The 22,442-nt window shown below is 60.4% G+C and carries 22 protein-coding genes and 1 pseudogene; 17 read left to right on the top strand and 6 right to left on the bottom strand.

Features of this window, described 5'->3' with window-relative positions; all coding sequences use genetic code 11:
- The first annotated feature begins 3 nt into the window (after nt 1-3).
- Together ABRP95_RS07025 and ndk are read left to right on the top strand one after the other, a co-directional pair.
- The gene (locus tag ABRP95_RS07025) at nt 4-315 is read left to right on the top strand and encodes a hypothetical protein (RefSeq protein ID WP_239268707.1); all 312 of its coding nucleotides are present in this window, start codon (nt 4-6) and stop codon (nt 313-315) included.
- An 86-nt stretch (nt 316-401) separates the two neighbouring features.
- Complete coding sequence (gene ndk, locus ABRP95_RS07020; RefSeq protein ID WP_005277934.1) at nt 402-812, top strand: nucleoside-diphosphate kinase; 411 nt, start codon at nt 402-404, stop codon at nt 810-812.
- Nucleotides 813-959: 147 nt separating this feature from the next.
- On the opposite strand, the gene ABRP95_RS07015 is transcribed toward ndk, so the two are convergent.
- The gene (locus tag ABRP95_RS07015) at nt 960-1,310 is read right to left on the bottom strand and encodes an ArsR/SmtB family transcription factor (protein WP_239268705.1); all 351 of its coding nucleotides are present in this window, start codon (nt 1,308-1,310) and stop codon (nt 960-962) included.
- Between the two features lie 109 nt (nt 1,311-1,419).
- On the opposite strand from ABRP95_RS07015, the gene arsB reads away from it, so the two are divergent.
- A complete protein-coding gene (gene arsB / locus ABRP95_RS07010; RefSeq protein WP_239268703.1) occupies nt 1,420-2,484 on the top strand; it encodes an ACR3 family arsenite efflux transporter in 1,065 nt (354 codons plus the stop codon).
- Here the strand turns inward: arsB and ABRP95_RS07005 are convergent.
- Complete coding sequence (locus ABRP95_RS07005) at nt 2,481-3,248, bottom strand: hypothetical protein (RefSeq protein ID WP_239268701.1); 768 nt, start codon at nt 3,246-3,248, stop codon at nt 2,481-2,483. The two genes, arsB and ABRP95_RS07005, sit on opposite strands and share 4 nt — an antisense overlap.
- Before the next feature lie 221 nt (nt 3,249-3,469).
- On the opposite strand from ABRP95_RS07005, the gene ABRP95_RS07000 reads away from it, so the two are divergent.
- From ABRP95_RS07000 to ABRP95_RS06970, 7 genes are all read left to right on the top strand, one after another.
- A complete protein-coding gene (locus tag ABRP95_RS07000; RefSeq protein ID WP_239268699.1) occupies nt 3,470-7,297 on the top strand; it encodes a translation initiation factor IF-2 N-terminal domain-containing protein in 3,828 nt (1,275 codons plus the stop codon).
- 224 nt (nt 7,298-7,521) lie between these two features.
- A complete protein-coding gene (gene rplU, locus ABRP95_RS06995; RefSeq protein WP_349839142.1) occupies nt 7,522-7,827 on the top strand; it encodes a 50S ribosomal protein L21 in 306 nt (101 codons plus the stop codon).
- Between the two features lie 43 nt (nt 7,828-7,870).
- Nucleotides 7,871-8,149, top strand: coding sequence for a 50S ribosomal protein L27 (gene rpmA / locus ABRP95_RS06990; RefSeq protein WP_005277951.1), 279 nt, complete (start codon nt 7,871-7,873; stop codon nt 8,147-8,149).
- A 172-nt stretch (nt 8,150-8,321) separates the two neighbouring features.
- Nucleotides 8,322-9,854, top strand: a complete 1,533-nt coding sequence (gene obgE, locus ABRP95_RS06985; protein WP_349839141.1) for a GTPase ObgE — start codon at nt 8,322-8,324, stop codon at nt 9,852-9,854.
- 140 nt (nt 9,855-9,994) lie between these two features.
- Nucleotides 9,995-11,227: a glutamate 5-kinase gene (gene proB / locus ABRP95_RS06980; protein ID WP_284770221.1), complete on the top strand. Its 1,233-nt coding sequence runs from the start codon at nt 9,995-9,997 to the stop codon at nt 11,225-11,227.
- Between the two features lie 22 nt (nt 11,228-11,249).
- The gene (locus ABRP95_RS06975; protein ID WP_284796428.1) at nt 11,250-12,179 is read left to right on the top strand and encodes a D-isomer specific 2-hydroxyacid dehydrogenase family protein; all 930 of its coding nucleotides are present in this window, start codon (nt 11,250-11,252) and stop codon (nt 12,177-12,179) included.
- 171 nt (nt 12,180-12,350) lie between these two features.
- Nucleotides 12,351-13,025 (top strand): metal-dependent transcriptional regulator, encoded by a 675-nt coding sequence (locus ABRP95_RS06970; protein ID WP_284853591.1) that lies wholly within the window; start codon nt 12,351-12,353, stop codon nt 13,023-13,025.
- Between the two features lie 68 nt (nt 13,026-13,093).
- On the opposite strand, the gene ABRP95_RS06965 is transcribed toward ABRP95_RS06970, so the two are convergent.
- The 4 genes from ABRP95_RS06965 to ABRP95_RS06950 are packed head-to-tail and all read right to left on the bottom strand — an operon-like array spanning nt 13,094 to nt 16,474.
- Nucleotides 13,094-13,891, bottom strand: a complete 798-nt coding sequence (locus tag ABRP95_RS06965; RefSeq protein WP_284770224.1) for a metal ABC transporter permease — start codon at nt 13,889-13,891, stop codon at nt 13,094-13,096.
- Nucleotides 13,879-14,703, bottom strand: coding sequence for a metal ABC transporter permease (locus ABRP95_RS06960; RefSeq protein WP_284770225.1), 825 nt, complete (start codon nt 14,701-14,703; stop codon nt 13,879-13,881). Before ABRP95_RS06960 ends, ABRP95_RS06965 begins: the two co-directional genes overlap by 13 nt.
- Complete coding sequence (locus ABRP95_RS06955; protein ID WP_284853590.1) at nt 14,700-15,398, bottom strand: metal ABC transporter ATP-binding protein; 699 nt, start codon at nt 15,396-15,398, stop codon at nt 14,700-14,702. The genes ABRP95_RS06960 and ABRP95_RS06955 overlap by 4 nt, the downstream gene beginning before the upstream one ends.
- Nucleotides 15,395-16,474, bottom strand: a complete 1,080-nt coding sequence (locus ABRP95_RS06950; RefSeq protein ID WP_284853589.1) for a metal ABC transporter substrate-binding protein — start codon at nt 16,472-16,474, stop codon at nt 15,395-15,397. Before ABRP95_RS06950 ends, ABRP95_RS06955 begins: the two co-directional genes overlap by 4 nt.
- 223 nt (nt 16,475-16,697) lie before the next feature.
- Between ABRP95_RS06950 and ABRP95_RS06945 the strand changes: the two genes are divergently transcribed.
- From ABRP95_RS06945 to ABRP95_RS06915, 7 genes and pseudogenes are all read left to right on the top strand, one after another.
- A complete protein-coding gene (locus ABRP95_RS06945) occupies nt 16,698-17,966 on the top strand; it encodes a glutamate-5-semialdehyde dehydrogenase (RefSeq protein WP_284853588.1) in 1,269 nt (422 codons plus the stop codon).
- A 4-nt stretch (nt 17,967-17,970) separates the two neighbouring features.
- On the top strand, nt 17,971-18,897 hold the full coding sequence (locus tag ABRP95_RS06940) for a cutinase family protein (protein WP_284853587.1): 927 nt from the start codon (nt 17,971-17,973) through the stop codon (nt 18,895-18,897).
- 18 nt (nt 18,898-18,915) lie between these two features.
- Nucleotides 18,916-19,533: a nicotinate-nucleotide adenylyltransferase gene (gene nadD / locus ABRP95_RS06935; RefSeq protein WP_284853586.1), complete on the top strand. Its 618-nt coding sequence runs from the start codon at nt 18,916-18,918 to the stop codon at nt 19,531-19,533.
- Between the two features lie 117 nt (nt 19,534-19,650).
- The gene (gene rsfS, locus ABRP95_RS06930) at nt 19,651-20,094 is read left to right on the top strand and encodes a ribosome silencing factor (RefSeq protein ID WP_198010384.1); all 444 of its coding nucleotides are present in this window, start codon (nt 19,651-19,653) and stop codon (nt 20,092-20,094) included.
- Between the two features lie 7 nt (nt 20,095-20,101).
- Nucleotides 20,102-20,800: a histidine phosphatase family protein gene (locus tag ABRP95_RS06925; RefSeq protein WP_284782302.1), complete on the top strand. Its 699-nt coding sequence runs from the start codon at nt 20,102-20,104 to the stop codon at nt 20,798-20,800.
- Nucleotides 20,800-21,597, top strand: coding sequence for a DegV family protein (locus ABRP95_RS06920; RefSeq protein WP_284853585.1), 798 nt, complete (start codon nt 20,800-20,802; stop codon nt 21,595-21,597). The genes ABRP95_RS06925 and ABRP95_RS06920 overlap by 1 nt, the downstream gene beginning before the upstream one ends.
- A gap of 158 nt (nt 21,598-21,755) precedes the next feature.
- Nucleotides 21,756-22,434 (top strand): annotated as a pseudogene (locus ABRP95_RS06915) (ComEA family DNA-binding protein).
- Nucleotides 22,435-22,442: the final 8 nt, after the last annotated feature.

Below are 22,442 nucleotides of genomic sequence, written 5' to 3'. Positions count from 1 at the left end.
GCCATGCGCACCGTCTATCTCGTCCTCGCGGCCCTAGCCTGCATTGCCGCGGTCGCTGCCCGCGCGGCCACGGGCGCGCCGTGGCTGCCGCTGGTAGCACTCATCATTGCCGCCGTATTTTTGGCCCTTGCCCTGCGCGCTAATTTTCAGCGGGCAGAAGAAGCCACCCTTGATGATTTGGATAAAGAGCAGCGAGCAGAGATTAAGCGTTTGCTGGGCAACGGCCAGTTTGGCACGGCGGTTAACCAAGTGCGCCTGTGGTTTCGGGGTACCTCCCACGAGCGCGCGACGGAGATAGTCCAGCAGCTTACTTAATGCTTATTAAATGCCGCCCACTACGCTGCCCCCGCTTATGGCCCTCGGTCGTGGACGAGTTGTGGGTATTCGGTACAGTATGGGGCATGACTGAACGTACATTGATCCTCATTAAGCCGGACGGCGTAAAGAACGGCCACGTGGGCGAGATCATCGCCCGCATCGAGCGCAAGGGCCTCAAGCTGGCTGAGTTGGACCTGCGCGTGGCTGACCGCGAGACCGCAGAAAAGCACTACGAAGAGCACAAGGACAAGCCATTCTTTGGCGAGCTCGTGGACTTCATCACCTCCGCACCGCTGATTGCCGGCGTTGTTGAAGGCGAGCGCGCCATCGAGGCATGGCGCCAGCTGGCCGGCGGCACCGACCCAGTCTCCAAGGCCGCACCCGGTTCCATCCGCGGTGACTTCGCACTCAGCGTGGGCGAGAACATCGTGCACGGCTCCGACTCCCCAGAGTCCGCTGAGCGCGAGATTGGAATTTGGTTCCCCAACCTCTAAGCACTGAATCTACCTAGATTTCAAGGAGACCCGAGCGTTAAGCTCGGGCCTTTTCCTTTAAGAGGGGGTTTATTGCGGGGCGAAATACTTTGATTGGCTCACAGTGTTGCAAACATATAAGGCCAAGATTTCATTGTTAGTGGCTGTTTAGTCGAAAGAGAGTAGTTCGCGCAGTGCAGTGAAAGCTTGTTTTTGCACTTCATGGGTGACGGTGCGGCCAGTCTGTCGTTTGGCTAAGAGGTCAGCATCCCGCATTTTTGCAAGATGGTGAGACACCGTCGGCTGACTCAGACCGGATAATGCGGTCAGTTCTGAGACGCTCATCGGGCCGCAGCCTTCATCGCACAAAATGGACAAAAGGCGAAGGCGCGCGGGATCTGCAAGTACCTTGAACTGCTGGGCAAAGTGCACGGCATTGTCTTGATCTAGGGGGCCGTTGCTAAGCGAACAGCATTCGTTGATGTAGGGATTTTTGGTCATGCCGTGCGAAGAAACCATGCATTCAGTATATGGGCGTTTTCCCACCCATTCATATTGACAGGTATCGATATGAATGGGTACAGTGCAGCACGGTACGGTGCGACTTGGGTCAATGAAGGAGACAGGTATGGCTACCTCACAGCAGCCGCGATTGGCTTTTCTCGATCGCTTTCTTCCCGTGTGGATCATCATCGCTATGGTCCTTGGCCTGCTTATAGGTCATTTTCTTCCAGGAATTGGAAAAGCGCTCTCAGCTTTAGAAGTTGGGGGTATTTCCCTTCCAATTGCTTTAGGGCTGTTGGTGATGATGTATCCACCGCTTGCTAAAGTGCGCTATGAAAAGACCCGGGAGATTGCCACTGACAGACGGCTGATGACCGTGTCAATCGTTTTGAATTGGCTTGTGGGGCCAGCATTCATGTTCGCACTGGCCTGGCTATTCTTGGCGGATCAACCCGAGCTGCGCACGGGTCTTATCATTGTCGGCCTTGCCCGCTGCATCGCCATGGTCTTGGTGTGGTCAGACCTATCCTGCGGTGACCGAGAAGCCACGGCAGTATTAGTAGCAATCAACTCCGTCTTCCAAGTTGCGATGTTCGGTGTCCTGGGTTGGTTCTACCTGCAGATACTGCCGGGATGGCTGGGTCTTGATACCACCTCTGTCGAATTCTCTTTCTGGTCCATTGTTACTTCAGTGCTCGTATTCTTAGGCATCCCGCTTTTGCTCGGGGTTATCTCCCGAGTATGGGCAGAGAAAACTAAAGGGCGTGAGTGGTTCGAAAACCGTTACCTTCCTGCGGTGTCTCCTTTGGCAATGATCGGTTTGCTGTATACAATCGTCTTACTGTTCTCCCTGCAAGGAGAACAGCTAGTGGAGCAGCCGGTAGCAGTGGTTAGGGTAGCGGTGCCTCTGATGTTGTACTTTGTCGGGATGTTCTTTCTGGCTTTGGGCGTAGCTAAAGTTGCCGGAATGAATTATGCACAGTCTGCCTCAGTGGCCTTTACCGCAGCGGGAAATAATTTTGAGTTAGCCATCGCGGTGTCCATCGGTACCTTTGGTGCCACCTCTGCTCAAGCGTTAGCCGGTACCATTGGGCCTCTTGTTGAAATTCCGGTTTTGGTTGGTTTGGTATACGTAATGCTCTGGATTGGTCCTAAGTTATTTCCAGGAGACCCGAGTCTGCCGAATTAGCGTCTGCCAAGTTGATACAGGCACCGCACTCCAGTAGGGGTGAGGGTGATGCGCCAGCTTTCTACTTTGGAGCGCAGTCCAATATCTTCTACCTTCACGAGCCCATGCTTTTTTAGTTCCTGAAGAGCATCCGGCAGGGTATCTAGTTCCACCTGCATCAGGCGGGACAAGGCCTTGGTGGTGGTCGTATTGCCCTGGACGGCCCCGGCGGTGACGAGGGCGGTGAGGATATTTAGGTGGGCATCGGCAAGCTGCATGGCATGATCTGTGACCCCTTCTAAGGGATCTTCAGCCACGATGCGCTGCATGCGGCGGCGGCCAATGCGAAAGGACTGGGAAAGCATGGCCCACAAACCCAGCGGGAGTGCGAACGCCGACACCGCTCCGGTTAAGATGCCTTCCACGGGCGGGGCCAGCGAGATGTTTGGCAACCAGCCAGCCGCGGACAGCGGGGCCATGGCCAGCGGTAGAGCAAGTGGTATCACTGGCGCCCAATAAGCAATGGCGGGGTAATCGCCCTCGAGGTAGACATCCTGGCTAGCCCCAATAGAGCGGGGATAATGGCGGATGAGGTGCACCAATCCAATGACCGCGAAGACCGCAAAAACGCCGGCGCCCATCAGCATGTAGCTGGCCTCCGTTTGGGCAAACCCGAGGGCAAAACCGGCCGGAACGCCGAATAAGCACGCCTCTTTCGGCGTAATCTCATTACGCTGCCGGTACTGCGATAATGTTCGGGCGGGACGTGGTGCCAGTTCTGCCATAAGTTCAAACGTATCATCGCCCACAGCCTGCTCGCCCCGCCAAGATTCTGTGACACAATGGAACTCACGCGCAGCGCGCGCATAATTTCATAACCCACAAGCTTTAACGCAGTGCGTTTTCGTTGCTATTCGTGCGGCAGCGGCGCGGTCCTTTTTGGGCTGTGCCTGCGCCCGAATAGCCGGCGCACCATACAATCGAAGTACAGGAGTAAGCCCAACTAATGGCGGCACAGAACTCTCAAGAAACAACTGAAAACCTCCAGGCAGCCGCGGCTTTGGCCCAGCGGATAGACCCGAGCGAGCTCAAAGATAAAACCCGCGTGTATGCCTTGGCCCAAAAGCTCGGCCTATCCTCGCGCCAGCTGGTGGCCCAGCTCAAGGACATGGGCCTGAACAAGACCGCGCAGAGCTCCATTACCCGCGCAGAAGCAGGCGACCTCTTCGCTGCTCTAGCCCGCCATGCAGGGGGCGCGGATGCGGAGCAGCCTGCAACCGTGGACGAGAGCCCAGCGGAAGCAAAGCCCGAGGGCAAGGCCAAGACCACCAAGCGCGCTCGGCGCACCCGCAAAGCCACGAAGAAGTCTGCGCCTGCGGCAAAGAAAGGGCCAGTACAAGCTGATGATGGGGAAGAAGATGGCGCTCCCACTGAAAACACCGCCGCCGATGCGGAAGAAGAAAAGAACCTGCGCTACCGCGTGCGCAAGAACGTGGACAATGAAATCTCCCAGATTGAGGAAAAGGTCGATGCTTCGCTGGTAAAGAGCGCACTGCCGGATCCTGAGCCGTCGAACGCGCCCGCGCGCGCTGAAGATGATGCCGATGCTAATGCCACCGACGCTGCCGCTGCCGGAGCTGGCGAAGCGACTGGGACCGTGGATCCGGCCAAGCTGCATGAGGTGCTGGCAGAGGCCGGCGAGGACTTCGACGATGATTACTATGCCCCGCGCATAGTCCCGCGCGCGGAGACGGACGACGATTCCGCTGCGTATGACTTCGCGCCGCTGTTTATGCCGCCGCAGCAGCAGGACGCCGCCGAGCTTGGTGAGGATGAGGCCGCGGACATGGCGGCGATCGCTGAAGCCGCTGATGCGGCGGAACCTGGCGACGACGCAGAGCCGGACGAGGCCGAGGTAGACAATAAGGCGTCGCGCGGGGGTTCTGACAAGCGTCGCCGCGGCCGCCGTGGTACCTCCCGTGGGCGCGGCGTGCACGAGAACGCCAAGAAGGATGTGGCGGATAAGGAGCCGGAGCTTATCGATGAGCCCAAGGCCATCCGTGGCTCCACCCGCATCGAGGCACAGAAGCGCCGCCGCGCAGAATTGCGCGAGAAGGGCCGCGAGCGCCAGCACATCGTGTCCCAGGCGGAATTTTTGGCGCGGCGCGAGGCCGTGGAACGCACCATGGTGGTGCGCGATAAGCAGCGCGAGGACGGCGCGGGCATCGTCACGCAGGTGGGCGTGCTTGAAGATGACCTCTTGGTCGAGCACTTCGTTACCACCGAGGCCCAAGCCTCCCTCATTGGCAATATTTACTTAGGCCGCGTGCAAAACGTCTTGCCGTCCATGGAGGCGGCATTCGTGGACATCGGCCAGGGCCGCAACGGTGTGCTTTATGCCGGCGAGATTGACTGGCGCAAGACCAAATTGCACGGGCGTTCCCGCAAGGTTGAAAATACCCTGAAATCCGGCGACCAAATCTTGGTGCAGGTGGCAAAGGACCCGATTGGCCACAAGGGTGCGCGCCTGACCACCCGGATTTCCTTGGCCGGGCGCTACCTCGTCTACGTACCAGGCGGCCGCAGTGCTGGAATTTCGCGCAAGCTGCCGGCACCGGAGCGCAAGCGCTTAAAGGACATCTTGGGCCGCGTGGTGCCAGGCGATGGCGGCGCCATCATCCGTACCGCTGCCGAAAACGTTCCCGAGGAGGCCATTGCAGCAGATGTGCAGCGCCTGCATAACCGGTGGGAAGATATTTCCACCCAAGCTAAGAAGGAAAAATCCTCCAAGGGTGCTAAGCCGGTCACGCTCTATGAAGAGCCGAATATGCTCATCAAGGTCGTCCGGGATCTCTTCAACGAAGACTTCCATCGCCTGATCGTGGACGGGAAGCGTTCCTTTAATACGGTCAATGCCTACGTGGAATCCATGGCCCCGGACCTTGCAGACCGCGTGGTGCGCTATAAGCCCAAGGACCACGGCGGCCAGGATGCCTTTGCCGCCTACCGCATTGATGAGCAGCTGCATAAGGCGCTCTCGCGCAAGGTATGGCTGCCATCTGGCGGCACCTTGGTCATCGATCGTACCGAGGCCATGACCGTCATCGATGTCAACACCGGCAAGTTCACCGGCTCCGGCGGCAACCTGGAAGAGACCGTGACCCGCAATAACCTGGAGGCGGCCGAAGAAATCGTGCGCCAGATGCGCCTGCGCGATCTGGGCGGCATGATCGTGGTGGACTTTATTGACATGGTCTTGCCGGAAAACCAGGACCTGGTTTTGCGCCGCCTGAAGGAGGCCCTGGGTCGCGACCGCACGCGCCACCAGGTATCCGAGGTTACCTCCCTGGGCTTGGTGCAAATGACGCGCAAGCGCTTGGGCACTGGCTTGGTAGAGACCTTTTCTACCGAGTGTGAGCACTGCCATGGCCGCGGCATCATCATCCACGAGTACCCGGTCGATGAAGCTGAAGACAACCACTCCGGCCAGCATTCGCACGGTTCCTCCAAGTCGCACAAGAAGCCAGACCACGATCCCCAGCAGCACCCGGCTGCCGTGGCCATGCACGAGCATGACGATGAAGACGAGCGCGCGGAGAAGAAGGGCCAGAAGCACCACAAGGGGCATAAGGCCGCTAACCAGCCGCAGAAGTACCAAAAGACCAACGCTCCCCTCTACAGCAGCGAGGACGAGCAGTCACCGTCGCTGGAGGAGCTCGTGGCCAATGTCGTCGTAGACGATGAGACCGCCGACTCCACACAGAAGGCCCCACAGAAGCGAGCCGACAACGCCCGCGGACACCGTGACGAGCGCAGCCGTGGCCGCAGCGAAGACAAGCAGAAGAAGCGCCGCCGAGTGCAGAAGAAGTCCGAGGTCTCTGAAATCGAGGCCATCGCCTATGCTGCGGCAGAAAACGCCGCCGAAAGCGATGAGGTACAGGAATTTAATTCCTATGTGCCCGATGGCCAAGAATCACCGGCGAAGGAGAAGAAGCGCACCCAGCGGGGCAAGAAGCCGCGCCGGGCAACGCGGACCTCGCCAGCTTCCCGCCGCGTGCAGGAGCAGCAGAAACAGCGCCAGCAGGCGGCTGAAGAGAAGAAGGCGGTAGCTACCGATGCCCCGGAGAAGACCTACGAGGAGGCAGTAGCCGAGTTTGAGGCTTCTCCGCGCCGGAAGCGGCGCACGCGCGGAAATTCGCGTTCCGATAATCGCCCGCGCCCAGAGGCTTTTGCCCAGCCACAAAAAGAGGAATCCACGGGTTCCGCCGAGAAGTCACGCGGTGACGGTGCGGCACAGCAGGACGCCGAGCAGCAAAAGCCTCGCAGCAAGTCACGCGGGCGTGGTCGGCGTCGCAGCGTTCGCACCCAGCCAAATTCCCGCCGGGCAAATGTGCGGGCCTCGCACCGGGCAAACGCGCAGGATGTAAAGCAGGACGACAAGCGCGGGGACACCTCGCGAACTGCGGAGCAGCGTCACGAGAATATCAGTGGCGGGAAGAATAAATCCTCGGTACAGGGAGGCCGTCGCGGCAAGCGCCGGGTGGTGCGTACGAACCCGAGGGATAAGGCCACCTCGCACAATGCGGGTGGCCCAACGGCTACACCTGTTCAAGGGGAGAAGGATTCCCAGAAGGCTAGTGCTCCGCAGACTGAAACCAAGGTCATTCGCCGCGGGAAGAAGCGCGCGGTGAAAAAGACCGGGGCGCCGGCAGCGGCCGCGCGGCAGGAACGTACTGGGGAAAAGGCGTCCACTAACGCGCCGGAGACCCCGCAGACTGGTGCTAAGGACGCGGGCCGGCGGCGGCGCCGCGTAGCACGGCGAGCTACTTCCTAGGGCATCGCCACGCGGGTGCGAAGTGCGTGGTTTGTATTTTGTACCCGCGGCGGGGTAGTCTTTGACAGTCGCTGTTTAGAACTCTCGGCGCTGGATCAGCCCACAATTGCCGCCCGGTGATTGCGGACATGTTCGCGCGGGGTCTGAACGCAATATGTAAGTGTCCATTCGGATAACGGCCTGGATGCCGTGTCCGAGCGAGTTTAGATAAGGGGTAACCCTCTATGTACGCGATCGTCAAGACCGGCGGCAAGCAGTACAAGGTTGCTGAAGGTGACCTCGTCAAGGTCGAGAAGATCGAGGGTGAGCCAGGCTCTGCCGTGGCTCTCACCCCGGTTCTGCTCGTCGATGGCGCCGCTGTGAAGTCCAAGGCTTCCGACTTGGAGAAGGTTTCCGTTGCTGCGGAAGTCGTTGAACAGGGTAAAGGTCCAAAGATTGATATCTTGAAGTACAAGAACAAGACTGGTTACAAGAGGCGTTTGGGTCACCGCCAGCCTCAGACCACCTTGAAGATCACCGGTATCAAGTAAGCCTTAACCGGGCTGCAAATCATCCCCGAAGGAGGGAAACGACATGGCACACAAGAAGGGTGCTTCCAGCTCCAGCAACGGTCGCGATTCCGAGTCCAAGCGCCTCGGCGTCAAGCGCTTCGGTGGTCAGCAGGTTAACGCCGGCGAGATCATCGTGCGTCAGCGCGGCACCAAGTTCCACCCAGGTGAGAACGTTGGTCGCGGCGGCGATGACACCTTGTTCGCACTTGCTGCTGGCTCCGTGAAGTTCGGCATCAAGCGCGGCCGTCGGATGGTCAACATCATCCCGGCTGAAGAGGTTGCTGCAGAAGCTACTGCTTAAGCACGACCGCAGCAGTCAATCCTCGGGCAGCTTTCACTACGGGTGAGGGCAGCTCGAGGATTTTCTCGTTTTACCTCCCACTGTGCTGGCAGGGCATGGGTTGGAGTCCGAGCTTGGCTACGCATTACACTGGCTAAGACAATAGATTTAAATAAGAAGGGTGTGGCACATCATGGCACGATTTATTGACCGCGTCGTCTTGCACTTGCAGGCTGGCGACGGTGGGCATGGCTGTGTGTCTGTCCACCGCGAGAAATTCAAGCCATTGGGCGGACCGGATGGCGGCAATGGCGGCCACGGTGGCGACATTGTTTTGGAGGTCTCAGAGCAGATCCATACCTTGATGGACTTCCACTACCGCCCGCATATTAAGGCCGAGCGCGGTGGTAACGGTGCCGGCGATATGCGCAATGGCGCGCGCGGTGAGGACCTGATTCTGGAGGTTCCCGCAGGTACGGTTGTGCGCACGGAAAAGGGTGAGACCTTGGCGGATCTTACTGTGCCGGGCACGCGTTTCGTCGCGGCCGAGGGCGGTTTTGGCGGCTTGGGCAACGCGGCGTTGGCGTCTAAGAACCGCAAGGCACCGGGCTTTGCGCTGCAGGGCGAGCCGGGCCAAGCTCATGATTTGGTGCTCGAGCTGAAATCCATGGCGGATGTGGGGCTTGTGGGATTTCCTTCGGCGGGCAAGTCCTCGTTGATCTCTGTGCTGTCTGCAGCCAAGCCGAAGATTGGTGACTACCCGTTTACCACCCTGCAGCCCAACTTGGGTGTGGTGGATATGGGCGATAGCTCCTTTACCATTGCAGATGTCCCTGGTCTTATCCCTGGCGCCGCCGATGGCAAAGGCTTGGGGCTAGACTTCTTGCGCCACATCGAGCGCACGGCCGTGCTGGCCCACGTCGTTGATACCGCATCCATCGAGCCGGGCCGCGACCCGGAATCCGATATTGAGGCGCTGGAAAATGAGCTGGCCAAATACCAGGAAGCGCTAGAAAGCGATACCGGCTTGGGTGACCTGCGCGAGCGCCCGCGCGTTATCATTTTGAATAAGGCCGATGTGCCGGAAGCAGAAGAGCTTGCGGAGTTCGTCAAGGATGACCTGAAGGAAAAGTTTGGCTGGCCGGTGTTTATCATTTCTGCGGCAGCGCGTAAGGGTTTGGACCCGCTGAAATTCAAGCTCATGGAAATGGTCACCGAGCACCACAAGGCACAGCCTAAGCCGAAGCGGGATCCTTCCCATACCGTTATTCACCCCAAGGCCCAAGCGCATAAGAAAAACACCGGCAGCTTCGCAGACTTTAGCGTGCGACCAGACCCAGAAGTGCAGGGCGGATTCATCGTGGAAGGCGAAAAGATCGAGCGCTGGATCACCCAGACCGACTTTGAAAACGATGAGGCCGTGGGCTACTTGGCGGACCGCCTGGCCAAGGCCGGCGTGGAAGACGAGCTGCACAAGCAGGGCGCGGTGGAAGGCTGTCCCGTTACCATCGGCGGCATTACCTTCGAATGGGAGCCGATGACCGGCGGCGATCCCACTATGGCCAGCCGCGGTGAGGATGCCCGCCTCAAGGGCACTAAGCGTGTGTCTGCGGCGGAGCGCAAGCGTGCTTCCCAAGCCCGGCGTGGCTTGGTTGATGAGCTCGACTACGGAGACGAGGAAGAGATCACCCGCGAAGGCGCTAACCGTGACCGGTGGCAGGGTTAGTCGTTAACTTCCAGTGAAGGGAAGTGGGGGCAATTCCACCGGATGATTGCCCCCAGTTCAGACGCATTATGCTGCGCACATGGGGGAAATGTGCCCCAATGAAGGGGGCGGGCGGCCTAAGCTTTGTACACTATTGAGTTATGTCTGCTGATCAACAGAAAGAGCCCATTCTTCCGCTCCCCGTAGAGCCGTTTGATGGCCCTACCGCTGATACTCCGTTCCCCGAAGCCCTTGATGAAAACCCGATAGCCTCTGGGTTTGAATCCGAATTGCGCAACTCTATCGCTGAAGCCAAGCGCGTCGTTGTAAAAATTGGTTCCTCGTCGCTGACGGATGAGAATTTCCGCGTGGCGCAGGAAAAGATCGACCACATCGTTGATGCTGTCCACGCACGCATGGGACGCTCCGATGTCATCATCGTTTCCTCCGGTGCGGTTGCTGCCGGTATGGGCCCGCTCGGCCTGCACCAGCGCCCCACCGACCTGGCTACGAAGCAGGCCTCGGCGTCTGTGGGCCAGGTTCACCTAGCCTATGAGTGGGGCCGTTCCTTTGCGCGTTACCAGCGCACCATCGGTCAGGTGCTGCTTACGGCGTCCGATGCCGGGCACCGCGATCGCGCCCGCAACGCGCAGCGCACCATTGACCGCCTGCGCCAGCTGCGCACCATTCCCATCGTGAACGAAAACGACGCCGTTGCTACCTCGGAGATGCACTTTGGCGATAACGACCGCCTGTCGGCCTTGGTCGCCAATTTGGTGGGCGCAGACGCGCTCTTCCTGTTCTCTGACGTTGATGGCCTCTATGACAAGAACCCGGCCGAGCCGGATGCGAAGTTCATCGACGAGGTGCGCACCGGTAAGGACCTCAAGGGTGTTGTTGCAGGCGATGGCGGCAAGGTCGGCACCGGCGGTATGGCCACGAAGGTCTCGGCCGCCCGCCTGGCCACCCGCGGCGGCATTCCAGTGCTGTTGACCTCCACCGATAATATTGGCCCCGCGCTTTCCGATGCCTCCGTGGGCACCGTATTCCACACCCGCGAGGAACGCCAGCTTTCGGCCTGGAAGTTCTGGGCACTCTACTGCGCCGATACCGGCGGAGCCGTGCGCCTGGATGAGGGTGCGAAGGAAGCCGTGACCAAGGGCGGTACCTCCTTGCTTGCCGTGGGTATTACCGATGTCCGCGGTGAATTCAACAAGGGCGAGATCATCGATATCTTGGGCCCGAAGGGCGAGGTTATCGGCCGCGGTGAGGTCCGCTTCGATTCCGAGGAATTGAACGCGATCAAGGGCATGCAGATGAGCGAGCTGCCAGAAGATAAGCGCCGCTCCGTCGTGCACGCGGATTACCTTTCCAACTTCGCCTCGCGCATCTAGCCGCGTGCCGTACGCTGGTCCCATGAAGTATTTTATGGGACCAGAAACCTGGCAGCCGATGGTCGATGACTTAAGCGCTGCCGGCCACGAACGCGTAGAAAACCTCGAAGACGCAGAGGTCTATGTCAATAACACACCCAGCCCGCGCCGCATCCCAGAGATGCCGGACAATATTCGCTGGGTGCAGCATTGTTTTACCGGTGTAAACCAACTCATTGATGCTGGATTGATTACCTCTGAGGGATTGCCGTGGTGCAATTCCGCCGGTGCCTTTGCCAAGCCGGTGGCCGAATGCGCCTTGGGCCTCCTGCTCTCCCAGGCCCACCAGCACAAGGCCTTTACACAGGCCGGCACCTGGTCGGTGGCTAAGGAACTGGATGAGGCGCAGGAGTGGATCTATGACCAGCAGGGGCCGAAGAAGGTAGCGATTTTGGGTGCTGGGGGCATCGGAAAGCAACTCATTGCCCTGCTCAAGCCCTTCGGGGTCCACATCACCGCCGTGAATCGCTCTGGGCGCCCCGTGGAGGGCGCCGATGAGGTGGTGGCCATGGCTGATGCCGCGCACGTGTGGGGCGAGGCCGATGTTATTTTCTGCATCCTGCCCGCCACGCAGGAAACGGAGGGGCTAATCGATGCCGCGAAGTTCCGCGCCATGAAACCGTCCGCGCTGTTTATCAACGTCGGGCGCGGCAGCACCGTGGTTACCGATGATCTGGTGGATGCCCTGCGCGAGGGCGAAATTGCAGGCGCTGGCTTGGAAGTCGTGGACCCAGAGCCGCTTCCTGATGGCCACCCGCTGCTCTCCCTGCCCAATTGCACCATGACCCCGCACATCGGGGCGACAAAGCACGTGGCGCAGTACCACATGGGCGATATTTTCAATGCGAATGCCGCCGCGTGGGAGAAGGGAGAGTCCATGCCCACCCAGGTAGATCCGGAGGCGGGATACTAGAAAAATCAAAAGCCACGGACAGCGAAGGCTGAGTGCGTCGTGTGTGTACCGAAGAAAGGACGTACCGCCCACTGTCCGTGGCAAGTGAAATTAAAAGTTCAACGTGTTGAACTACTATTAATTTAACACTTATCCCAGGACGACACAAGCACGATTATTAAGATGGTGGACATGCACCTAGAAGAACTCCCTACCCGTAGCCAGGACTACCTCAAGGTTCTGTGGGACTTATCGGAGCACTCCGGGGGTGCCCCAGTGGCGCTGAAGGATGTGGCGGGCCGCCTGGAACAAAAGGTGCCCACTGCCTCCGAGGCGATTAAAAAGCTCGCCGCCCAAGGTCTGGTGGAGCATGAGCGCTATCAGGGCGTCTCATTGAGCCCTGCGGGCCGCGAGCTGGCGATGCAGATGGTGCGCCGCCACCGGCTTTTAGAAACCTTCTTGGTAGAGACCCTGGATTATTCCTGGGACGAGGTGCACGAGGACGCTGACCGCCTCGAGCACGCCTGCTCCGATCGTTTTATTGGCCGCATCGATGCGCTGCTGGGGTCCCCCGACCGCGATCCACACGGCGATCCCATTCCCGATGTCGGCGGTGGCATCGAGGATCTCGGCACGCTCACGCTCGCCAGCGCCCCGCTCGATGCGCCCGTGACCGTGGAGCGCGTCTGCGATGAGGATCCAGGCCTGTTGCGCTACCTCGACCGCTTTGGTGTGGAGCTGGGCAATAAGCTGCGCGTCAGCGATAGCGTGGCTGGCCTGTTGACGGTGCAGACCGAAAGCGGAGAGATGTCGCTGGCAGAGGTGGCCGCCCGTGAGATCACCGTCCGCCTCGCCTCAACCAATTAACCTGCGACGCACACTGTGCTACTCGCCGCGCTGTTGCGGCGCGGTGCGGCGCCCTGCAGCGCCGCACGCTAGGAAACCGCCTTATAGGCCGCCATGCTGGTGAGGTAAAAGACGCCCGCCACAATGGCGATGGTGCCGCCGGCCGAAAGGCTTAAGTGCGCGGCGATAAATAGCCCGGCGACCGCGATGGTGATGCCAATGATGCCAGCCCCGATAAGCAGCACCTCCGGCCGCGATACCCACGGGCGCAGGCCCGCGGCCGGGGCCACGAGTAGGGCAATGGACAAGATGGTGCCGACGGCGGGGATGACGGCGGCCATCGTCAAGCAGATAAGGCCGAGCGTCAGGGCATCGTAAAGCCCGCTATGCGGGGACGTGCTGGGGTCGAAATAGGCCTGGAAAAGGCGGCGCCGGCAGGCCAATACCGCCAGCAAACAGATAACGACCAGTCCGGCCGCGACGGCGACATCGCGGTGGTTAACCGTAGTAAGCGAGCCCACCAGGAAGCTATCGACGTGCAGCGGCAACGGCTGAAACCAACGCAGCAGCAAAATGCCCAGCGCAAAGCCCAGAGTGAGCGTGGTGCCCGCCGCAGCGGTAGAGGATACGCCATGCACCCTGCCCAGGTAATGCATGAAAATCGCCAGCGGAATGCAGACCGCCACGGAGCCGAGCATGAGCCCATCGCTCAAGTTGGCGCCCAGCGCATTGGCTACGACGACGCCGATAACCGCGCCGGGAAAGGTGCCGTGAGAAAGGCTCTCTGCAAAAAAGACGCGGTTGCCCAGCACCATGAGCGTGCCCACCAGCCCGGAAAGGCAGCCCACCGCGATGGCTTCGAGGAATGGCAATGTTAAGACCCCCATATGCGCCTGCCTAAAAGTGCGAGCGGAACGGTTAGGGACAGCGACAGCGCGACGATGGCCTGCGGGGAAATCTGGTGGGAGGTTACCGAAAGCATGAGCCACAGGCCCACGCATACGGCTAGCACCGCGCCGACCAATGCCCACAGGAGCATCTGCACCGGGGTGCTGGCTAAGACGCGCCCGACCAGGCCTGGTACCACGACGAAACCCAAGACGAGCAACACACCAATGGCGGAGCTCGCGGCGACGACGATTAGGCCCACCGCTACGTTGGCAGTGACATCGATTAGCCCCACGCGGATGCCGGTGGCGCGCGCGGATTCGCGGTCAAAGGCCACGGCTACTTGCGAGCGCCAGGTGGCCAGGATGAGCAGGGCGGCAACCACGCACAAGATGATCGAGGGGATCATGCGGTCAGTGGTGATATCGAGCAAGCGGCCAAACATAAGGGCCTCTAGCTGGCCGGAACGATCCCCTACGGCGAGGCTGATGACCACGCCGATGCCATACATCAAGGTCAGCACCACGGCGGTGCCGGATTCATGATCGTGGCCATCGCTGCCGGAATTAAGGCGCGCCAAAATGAGCACTGCGACGCCAGCAGCTATGGCGGCGCCGGGCAAGATGCCGGGAAAGCCCGCCACGGCCAGGCCAATGACGATGCCCGGGAATACCGAGTGGACCAGCGCCTCGACGCTAAATTCCATGCGGCGCAGGTTGACCACCACGCTGATCACCGCGCCGGTCAGGGCTACGCACAGCAAAAACAGGGCCGCGCGCTGCATAAAGGGAGCAGTAAGCAGAAGCGTCACATGTCCCCCTGAAATACCGACGTGGCCTCCAGGTAGCGCTCGACTGCATCCTCGGTATCAAGGACCTCGCTGTGACCGTCCACGATGAGCATTCCGGCATCGCAGGCGCGCTGCGCCAAAATGGGATCGTGGGTGGAAATGAGCAGGGCAACCCCGCTTTCCTTAAGCTTGGCGATGATCCCTAAAAGCACCTGCCTGCTATCTTGATCCAGGCCATTGAAGGGCTCGTCCATGAGTACGAGGTCTGGGTGTGCGGCGAGCGCGCGGGCGATAAATATGCGTTGGCGCTGCCCGCCCGAGAGCTTGTCCCAGCGCGTCTTCGCCTTTTCCGCCATGCCGACGAGCTCTAGCGCTTGGGTGATCTGCGGGCGCAGGCGGCGCATGCTGCCCATACGCTCCCACCACGAGGCCTTGTTGAGCAAGCCCATTTCCACGACCCGGCAGGCGGTGACGGGGAAGGTGGGATCGCAGGTGTGGTGCTGGGGAACATATCCCAGCGTCGCCGTGCGCTCGTGCTCGCCGCGCAGGGTGGCAAGGCCAGCGATGGCCTTTAAGAGCGTGGACTTACCAGCACCATTAGCCCCCAGCAGCGCGATGGCCTCACCTTCGTGGATGGACAAGGAGACATCGTCCACGATAGTGGTGGTGCCATAGCCGCAGGAGGCGTGGGAAAGCTTTAAAAGCGGTACACTCATTGCGCGTTATCCAGGCCTTCTGGCAGATCGGCCACTTCACCGTCCCAGGCATCTACCAGGGTGGTGACGTTGTGGATGATGGAGCCGATGTAGGTTGCACCGTCGCTATTTGGCACGCCCAAGGAATCGCCGTACAGGGCGTCTTCATCCGTAATGGCCTTGACCCCAGCGGCGCGGGCGATGGCCTCGATGGACTTAGAGTTATTGGAGTTTTCCGCGAAAATAGCCTTGGCGCCGGAATCGCGGACCTCCTTGGCTGCGTCCTCGATGTGCGAGGAAGTAGCGTCCTGCTGGTTATTGAAGTCCGTGAGCGCGGATCCGATGAATTCCACGTCATAGTCGTTGGAGAAGTAGCCGAAGGCATCGTGCGATGAAAAGAGCACGCGTTCCTGCTCAGGGACGGTCTCCAGGGACTCGGTGACCCATTTATCCAGCTCGTCGAGCTGCTTGGTGTACTTTTCGCCGACTTCCTTTACGGATGGCTCCTTATCGGCCAAGGCATCCACGATGTTTTCTACCTGGATCTTGGCGTTCTTGGGGGAGGTCCATACGTGCGGGTCGTGGGTGAATTCTGGTTCCTCGCCGTCCTCACCGGGGAAAGGCCACTCGCGCAGGTCTACCTTGTGCTTGGAATTGTCATCGCCTGCGGTGACAATGGTCTCGCCGTCAAAACCGGAGGACTCCACGGCGTTATCGAGGAAGTGCTCGAGATCGACGCCGTTTTTAAAGAGGAAGTCCGCATCCGCCATGGCACTCATCTGCTGCGGGGTCATCTCGTGCTCGTGCGCGCTGGCATTCGGCGCCAACAGGCAGGTGAGATCGAGGGTGGTATCGCCATCGCCCTCGGTGGTTTCCTTGCCGCTGGAATCCACCTTGTGCAGCGTCATGCCACCCTGGGCAATCTGGGTAAGGTAATCGCAGATCTGCGTGGTGGTGGCAACGGCCTTGATGGTCTGATCGTCGCCCGAACCGGAGCCCGCGTCGGAACCGTTGCCGCCGTCATTCGTGCTGCAGGCGGTGAGGGCGAGCCCGCTCAGAGTCAGCATCAGGCCCAGCTTGGCCACGTTCTTTTTCATAAATGCTCCTTTTTGCAGTGAAACCTATCAAGCAAAGAATAAACATACCCAAGTACCATTTTCAAGGTAATAAACATTAGGGTTTGAATTTGTGAGCTTTACTGCAGTTTCGGGCGAGGGAGGGGGAGGAGATTTCACTGCGTAGCCCGCACAATTGAGGAAAAGTGTGAGGTAAAAGACGGGCGGCTGAAAAACTCGGGCAGGTACGTTACTCTGGTATGACATGAGCAACACTGAACGCGAAGAAGTTCTGTCCAAAGCCCGTGCTGCTAAGGACGTTGCGCCCGTCGTGGCGCAGCTGTCCACGCCGCGCAAGAATGAAATCTTGCAGCGCGCAGCCGAAAATCTTATTGCCCACACCGATGACATCCTTGCTGCCAACCAGCAAGATATTGAGGCAGGCCGCGAGCGCGGCATGTCCGATTCCCTCATTGACCGCCTGACCCTGGACGCTGCCCGCGTCGGGGGCATTGCAGATGGCCTGCGTCAGGTCGCTGGCCTGCAAGACCCAGTAGGCGAGATCCTGCAGGGCCGCACCATGGATAACGGCATCCAGATGAAGCAGGTGCGCGTCCCGCTCGGCGTGATGGGCATGGTCTACGAGGCTCGCCCGAACGTCACCGTGGATGCTTTCGGCCTCGCCCTGAAGTCCGGTAATGTGCCGCTGCTGCGCGGTTCCAAGTCCGCGCGCAACTCCAATACCAAGCTGGTGGAGCTTCTGCAGGACACCCTTGCAGAGTTTGATTTGCCACGCGAGGTAGTCCAGCTACTGCCGTGTGAGACCCACGACTCCGTCCAAGACTTGATTACCGCCCGCGGCCTGGTGGATTTGGTTATCCCCCGCGGCGGCGCCAAGCTCATCGAGGCCGTGGTTACCGGCGCTACTGTTCCGGCCATCGAGACCGGTACCGGCAACTGCCACTTCTACATCGATGCCTCGGCCGATATGGACAAGGCCATCGACATGGTCATCAACGGCAAGACCCGCCGCACCTCGGTCTGCAACTCCACCGAGTGCGTGCTTATTGATGCCGCGCTTGATGATGCCACCAAGCTGCGCATCGTCCGCGCCCTCCAAGATGCAGACGTCACCGTCCATGGTGACGTAGACGAGCTCGAGGGCTTCGGTGCCACGGACGTTGTCCAGGCCACCGAAGAGGACTGGCGCGAAGAGTCGCTGTCCATGGATATCTGCGCCAAGGTGGTGGATGGCGTCGACGCTGCCATCGCGCACATCGCGGAATTTACCACCGGCCACACCGAGGGCATCGCGGCCCAGGATGCGGACGTCTTGGTTAAGTTCGGCAACGAGGTCGATGCCGCGGCCGTCATGCTCAACGCCTCCACTGCCTTTACCGATGGCGAGGTCTATGGCATGGGTGCAGAAATCGGTATTTCCACCCAGAAGCTGCACGCTCGTGGCCCAATGGCCCTGCCGGAGCTGACCTCTTCCAAGTGGGTCCTCCAAGGCACCGGTCACGTGCGCCCATAAGAATATGCGACTTTTCTCTTGCTCTCGCGCCGCCGCTGGTGTCGTCACCATTGCCGCCACGGCGGCGCTTGGCGCGTCTATGCTCGCCCCTATCGCGGCGGCGGGTCAGCCCCACCCACAGGCCGAAACCTGTCCCGATTACGTTTTCCTTGCCGCGCGCGGCTCGGACCAAAACGAGGAACACGGTGAGTACTTCGGCCCGCAGCGCTACTCGGAACAGGGCGCGGAATCCAATGGTTATGAAGGTCCCAACCTCGCAGCGCTCTTCCACCTGGTAGAACAACGTCACCCCGGCACCATGGATAATGCCTACGTGCTGGCGTTGGATGCAGATGCATATCCAGCCTCGATGAACCTGCCGCCGCTGGCCCAAGAAGGCGAAAACCTGGGCCCGCTGCAGCTGATGCGCCGCCTGGGCGGAGTGCTGCTGGAACACCCCTTACACGAGCTGATTTATCAGGTCACCGTTGGCTTTGTGCAGAGCCTGCGCAGCGGCATGAACAACGCGCCGCGCGTGGTGGAGCAGTACGAAGAGGAAACGGGATGCAGCCCGCGCTATATCACCGCTGGGTATTCGCAAGGAGCCATTATCGCCACCAGCGCGGAACGCTACCTCGCGTCCAAGGACAAGCTCGCCGGGGCGATCTACCTGGGCAATCCCTTGCGGCGTCCCGGCGGCATGGCCGGGCCGATTCCGCGATATCTCATTCCTCACAGTGCCGCACTGCCGACCGATCGCCGTATCGACTACTGCCTTGCCGGCGACTTCGTTTGTGATCTCAATCTGCGCAATGCCAAAGACGCCCTAGCCACTAAGGCCGCCCACCACGCCTCGTATTTCCGCGAAAGTGAGGGCGATGCGGCGGTGGAACAGGACAATGCCCGCGTGGCCGATACCGTGGCTGGCTGGCTTAACTCCCCAGCAGGGTAGCGGCTATACTCTCCAGCCATGACCAATTCCCAGCGCATTGGGATCATGGGCGGCACCTTTGATCCAATCCACAATGGCCACTTGGTCGCCGCCAGCGAGGCGGCGCACCGCTTTGCCCTCGATACCGTAGTCTTTGTGCCCACCGGCCAACCGTGGCAGAAGGCCTCCCGCGAGGTCACTGCCGCGGAGCACCGGTATTTGATGACCATGGTGGCAACGGCCTCCAACCCGCGTTTTACCGTCTCCCGCGTGGATATTGACCGCAAGGGCCCTACCTATACCATCGATACCCTGCGCGATCTGCGTGACCTTTTTCCGGGTGGCGAATTTTACTTCATCACCGGTGCGGATTCCCTGCAGTCCATCATGAGCTGGCATAACTGGGAAGAGATGTTGGAAATGGCGCACTTCGTGGGTGTTACGCGCCCAGGCTACGAGCTGAGTACAGACATGCTGCCGGCCGGCTCGCGGGAAGATATCAACCTCATCGATATCCCCGCCATGGCCATTTCTTCCACGGATTGCCGCGAGCGGGCCGCGCAAAACCGGCCGGTGTGGTACCTGGTTCCGGATGGAGTGGTGCAATATATCACCAAAAATAATCTCTACTCGGCGCAGCCGGATAAACCTTTATAGTTCAAGTTTGGGCACAATCGCGCCGAACGTGCAAGAATAGACAGCTAAAAGACACTTCCTCACCAGACGCGAAAAGGGAATTTTTATACATTGTCTATTTCTGATCTCGCCCGCCGCATGGCGGCAACCGCGGCACATGCCGCACAGGACAAGTTAGCTAGCAATATCGCAGCAATCGATGTCTCCGATGTCCTCGCCATCACCGAGGTTTTTGTGCTGGCTTCTGCCGATAATGAGCGCCAGGTCGGCTCCATCGTGGATGAGGTGGAGGACCAAATGACGGCCCAGGGCTTTGAGCCACAGCGCCGCGAGGGCAACCGCGAAAACCGATGGGTGCTGTTGGACTATGGCAATATCGTCATCCACGTGCAGCGCACCGATCAGCGCGAGCACTACGGGCTTGACCGCCTCTACCACGATTGCCCGTTGGTGGACATTGAGGGCATTGAGCCACCCGAGCGCCCTGGCGATTGGACTAATGGCGTTAACCCGCGCACCGTGGATTCCATTGATGAGCTGCCATTGGCGCAAAAGGCCCCTGGCGAGGACGAGGAGCTTTAACCCCACCATGAGCCGCCGCCTGATTCTGATCCGCCACGGACAAACCACCTACAATGCCTCCGGCCGCATGCAGGGCCACTTGGACACTGAGCTTTCCGATGTCGGATATGAACAGGCCCGCGCCGCCGCGCGCCTGCTCCGGGATCAGGACGTGGTAAAAATCGTCGCCTCCGATTTGCAGCGCGCTCGGGAAACCGCGCGGGTAGTGGCAGAATCACTCGGCTTGGACTTTTCTACGGACCCTCGCCTGCGCGAGACCAACCTGGGGCAGTGGCAGGGCAAAAGCTCTGCCGAGGTGGATGCGGAATTTCCCGGCGCCCGCGCCATCTGGCGCCATGACCCTACCTGGGCCCCGCCGGAGGGCGAGTCCCGCGTGGACGTGGCGCGGCGGGCTCGTCCGGTCATCGACGAGCTCATGCAAGAATTTTCTGGCTGGGGTGACGGTGCTGTGCTCATTGTCGCCCACGGTGGCGCAATTTCCGCGCTCACCTGCCACCTGTTGGGCTTGGATCACGGCCAGTACGGCATTTTATCCGGCCTGAAAAATACCCACTGGTCGCAGCTGACCGCCCGCCCGGATTTCAACCCGGAAACCCCCGTAACCTCCCTGGAATTCACGCCAGAGACGGTGGCGAGCGCACAGTGGTACTTCGACGGCTGGAATATGGGTGGCGAGGTCACCGGTGATGGAGGGGCAGATACATAGTGACCGTTCGCGTCATTACTGACTCCGCGGCCAGCCTGCCCCCAGAGATCGCTGAAGAACTCGATATCACCGTCATTGACCTGCACGTGATGGATAGCGAGGATAAGGGCGGAAAGCTTCGCACCACTTCGGGCCTGTCTTCCCTCGAATTGGCCGCCGCCTACGGCCGGGAAATGGAAAAGGCGCAGGATGATGGCGTGATCGCCATCCACCTGTCCAAGGAGCTTTCGTCCACGTGGTCGGCGGCGGTGGCCGCGGCAGGGGTTTTCCCCGATACAGTGCGCGTTATCGATTCCGGCTCGGCCGGCATGGTCATGGGCGCGGCGGCGATGGCGGCTGCCACTAAGGCGGCACACGGCGCGGCGCTGGAAGAATGCCACGCGGCGGCGCTAGACAGCATCGAGCGGGCGGCTACCTGGGTGTACCTGCATTCCACCGAGGATATGCGCCGCTCGGGCCGCATGTCTGCCGCCACCGCCATGTTGTCCACCGCGCTTCTAGCCACCAAGCCGATTATGTCCATCGTGGACGGCAAGCTGGAACTGGTGGGAAAAACCCGCACGCAAACCAAGGCCTTTACCAAGGTGGTAGAGATCATCGCCGCCCGCGCCGCCGGCGAGCCCGCCTTCATCGCCATTCAGCACAACCAGGCCGGCGAAGCGGCGGACAAGCTGCAGGGCCTCTTGCGCGATACTCTGCCAGAAGGCACGTCCTTTATCACCACGCCCTTAACCGAGGTGCTCGCCGTGCACGCTGGGCCCTCCGCCATTGGGGTATCTGCGGTATTTAGCTCCTAGGCCCTCGCACGCACGGGCGAAGCCCTACGGCCTGTGCGCCCCTGATTGTGGATAACTATCCCGCCAGGACCCGTTTGGTTGCCTCCTACAACGACTTATCCACAGCGCCTCTGCCCACGTTCTCGCACCGCACGCGGCGGCTTCCTAGCCTGTGGGCTATGGCGGCACCCAAGATCAGCGAACGACTCCGCGAATATACTCAACCCACCGGCGAGGAAGAACTCCTCCAGGTCGATTACCCGCGCCCGCGAGTGCGCATCAGCCGCTGGCAAGCCTGCGCGGTAGCCATCATCGTGGTGGTGGGCGTCATTATCTGGCTGGGCCTGAGCTCCCGCAATTCGGATGAGTCCGGCATGCCCGAACCCGCGGCGATGGGCAGTACCACCGCCGAGCCCAGCGCGGAGGCTAGCGAAATCGTCGTATCCGTCGTCGGCGAGGTTGCAGCACCTGGCCTGAAGACCCTCGAGCCCGGTGCCCGCGTCGCTGATGCCCTCGCGGCCGCCACGCCTTTGCCGGAGGCGGAGACCATGACGCTCAACCAAGCGCAGCGGCTTGCCGATGGCCAGCAGCTCCACATCCTGCCCCAAGGTGCTCCGCCCGACCCCGCGCTTGCCGATGCCCCCCATCGCAGCACCCGCCGGCGGCGATAAAGTCAGCCTTAATTCCGCGACCGCCGCCGATCTCATGGATCTCAACGGAGTAGGGGAGGTCACCGCGGAAGCCATCGTCTCCTTCCGTGAAGAGCGCGGGGGATTTAAGGACGTCGAGGAACTCCTCGAGGTCAGCGGGATTGGTCCCGCCAAGTTTGCCAAGCTCAAAGATAACGTGCAGCTGTAGGCAGAAGA

This window comes from Corynebacterium sp. KPL2895 (genome assembly GCF_040225815.1).
Lineage (GTDB): Bacteria > Actinomycetota > Actinomycetes > Mycobacteriales > Mycobacteriaceae > Corynebacterium > Corynebacterium rhinophilum.
The sequence above is the reverse complement of the archived record's forward strand: the minus strand, read 5'-3'. Positions and strand labels throughout refer to the sequence as shown.

Excerpts from the sequence above, each read along its gene's own strand:
- ABRP95_RS07025 (WP_239268707.1), top strand. The coding sequence starts at position 4 with ATGCGCACCGTCTATCTCGTCCTCGCGGCCCTAGCCTGCATTGCCGCG.
- ndk (WP_005277934.1), top strand. The coding sequence starts at position 402 with ATGACTGAACGTACATTGATCCTCATTAAGCCGGACGGCGTAAAGAAC.
- ABRP95_RS07015 (WP_239268705.1), bottom strand. The coding sequence starts at position 1,310 with ATGGTTTCTTCGCACGGCATGACCAAAAATCCCTACATCAACGAATGC.
- arsB (WP_239268703.1), top strand. The coding sequence starts at position 1,420 with ATGGCTACCTCACAGCAGCCGCGATTGGCTTTTCTCGATCGCTTTCTT.
- ABRP95_RS07005 (WP_239268701.1), bottom strand. The coding sequence starts at position 3,248 with ATGGCAGAACTGGCACCACGTCCCGCCCGAACATTATCGCAGTACCGG.
- ABRP95_RS07000 (WP_239268699.1), top strand. The coding sequence starts at position 3,470 with ATGGCGGCACAGAACTCTCAAGAAACAACTGAAAACCTCCAGGCAGCC.
- rplU (WP_349839142.1), top strand. The coding sequence starts at position 7,522 with ATGTACGCGATCGTCAAGACCGGCGGCAAGCAGTACAAGGTTGCTGAA.
- rpmA (WP_005277951.1), top strand. The coding sequence starts at position 7,871 with ATGGCACACAAGAAGGGTGCTTCCAGCTCCAGCAACGGTCGCGATTCC.
- obgE (WP_349839141.1), top strand. The coding sequence starts at position 8,322 with ATGGCACGATTTATTGACCGCGTCGTCTTGCACTTGCAGGCTGGCGAC.
- proB (WP_284770221.1), top strand. The coding sequence starts at position 9,995 with ATGTCTGCTGATCAACAGAAAGAGCCCATTCTTCCGCTCCCCGTAGAG.
- ABRP95_RS06975 (WP_284796428.1), top strand. The coding sequence starts at position 11,250 with ATGAAGTATTTTATGGGACCAGAAACCTGGCAGCCGATGGTCGATGAC.
- ABRP95_RS06970 (WP_284853591.1), top strand. The coding sequence starts at position 12,351 with ATGCACCTAGAAGAACTCCCTACCCGTAGCCAGGACTACCTCAAGGTT.
- ABRP95_RS06965 (WP_284770224.1), bottom strand. The coding sequence starts at position 13,891 with ATGGGGGTCTTAACATTGCCATTCCTCGAAGCCATCGCGGTGGGCTGC.
- ABRP95_RS06955 (WP_284853590.1), bottom strand. The coding sequence starts at position 15,398 with ATGAGTGTACCGCTTTTAAAGCTTTCCCACGCCTCCTGCGGCTATGGC.
- ABRP95_RS06950 (WP_284853589.1), bottom strand. The coding sequence starts at position 16,474 with ATGAAAAAGAACGTGGCCAAGCTGGGCCTGATGCTGACTCTGAGCGGG.
- ABRP95_RS06945 (WP_284853588.1), top strand. The coding sequence starts at position 16,698 with ATGAGCAACACTGAACGCGAAGAAGTTCTGTCCAAAGCCCGTGCTGCT.
- ABRP95_RS06940 (WP_284853587.1), top strand. The coding sequence starts at position 17,971 with ATGCGACTTTTCTCTTGCTCTCGCGCCGCCGCTGGTGTCGTCACCATT.
- nadD (WP_284853586.1), top strand. The coding sequence starts at position 18,916 with ATGACCAATTCCCAGCGCATTGGGATCATGGGCGGCACCTTTGATCCA.
- rsfS (WP_198010384.1), top strand. The coding sequence starts at position 19,651 with ATGGCGGCAACCGCGGCACATGCCGCACAGGACAAGTTAGCTAGCAAT.
- ABRP95_RS06925 (WP_284782302.1), top strand. The coding sequence starts at position 20,102 with ATGAGCCGCCGCCTGATTCTGATCCGCCACGGACAAACCACCTACAAT.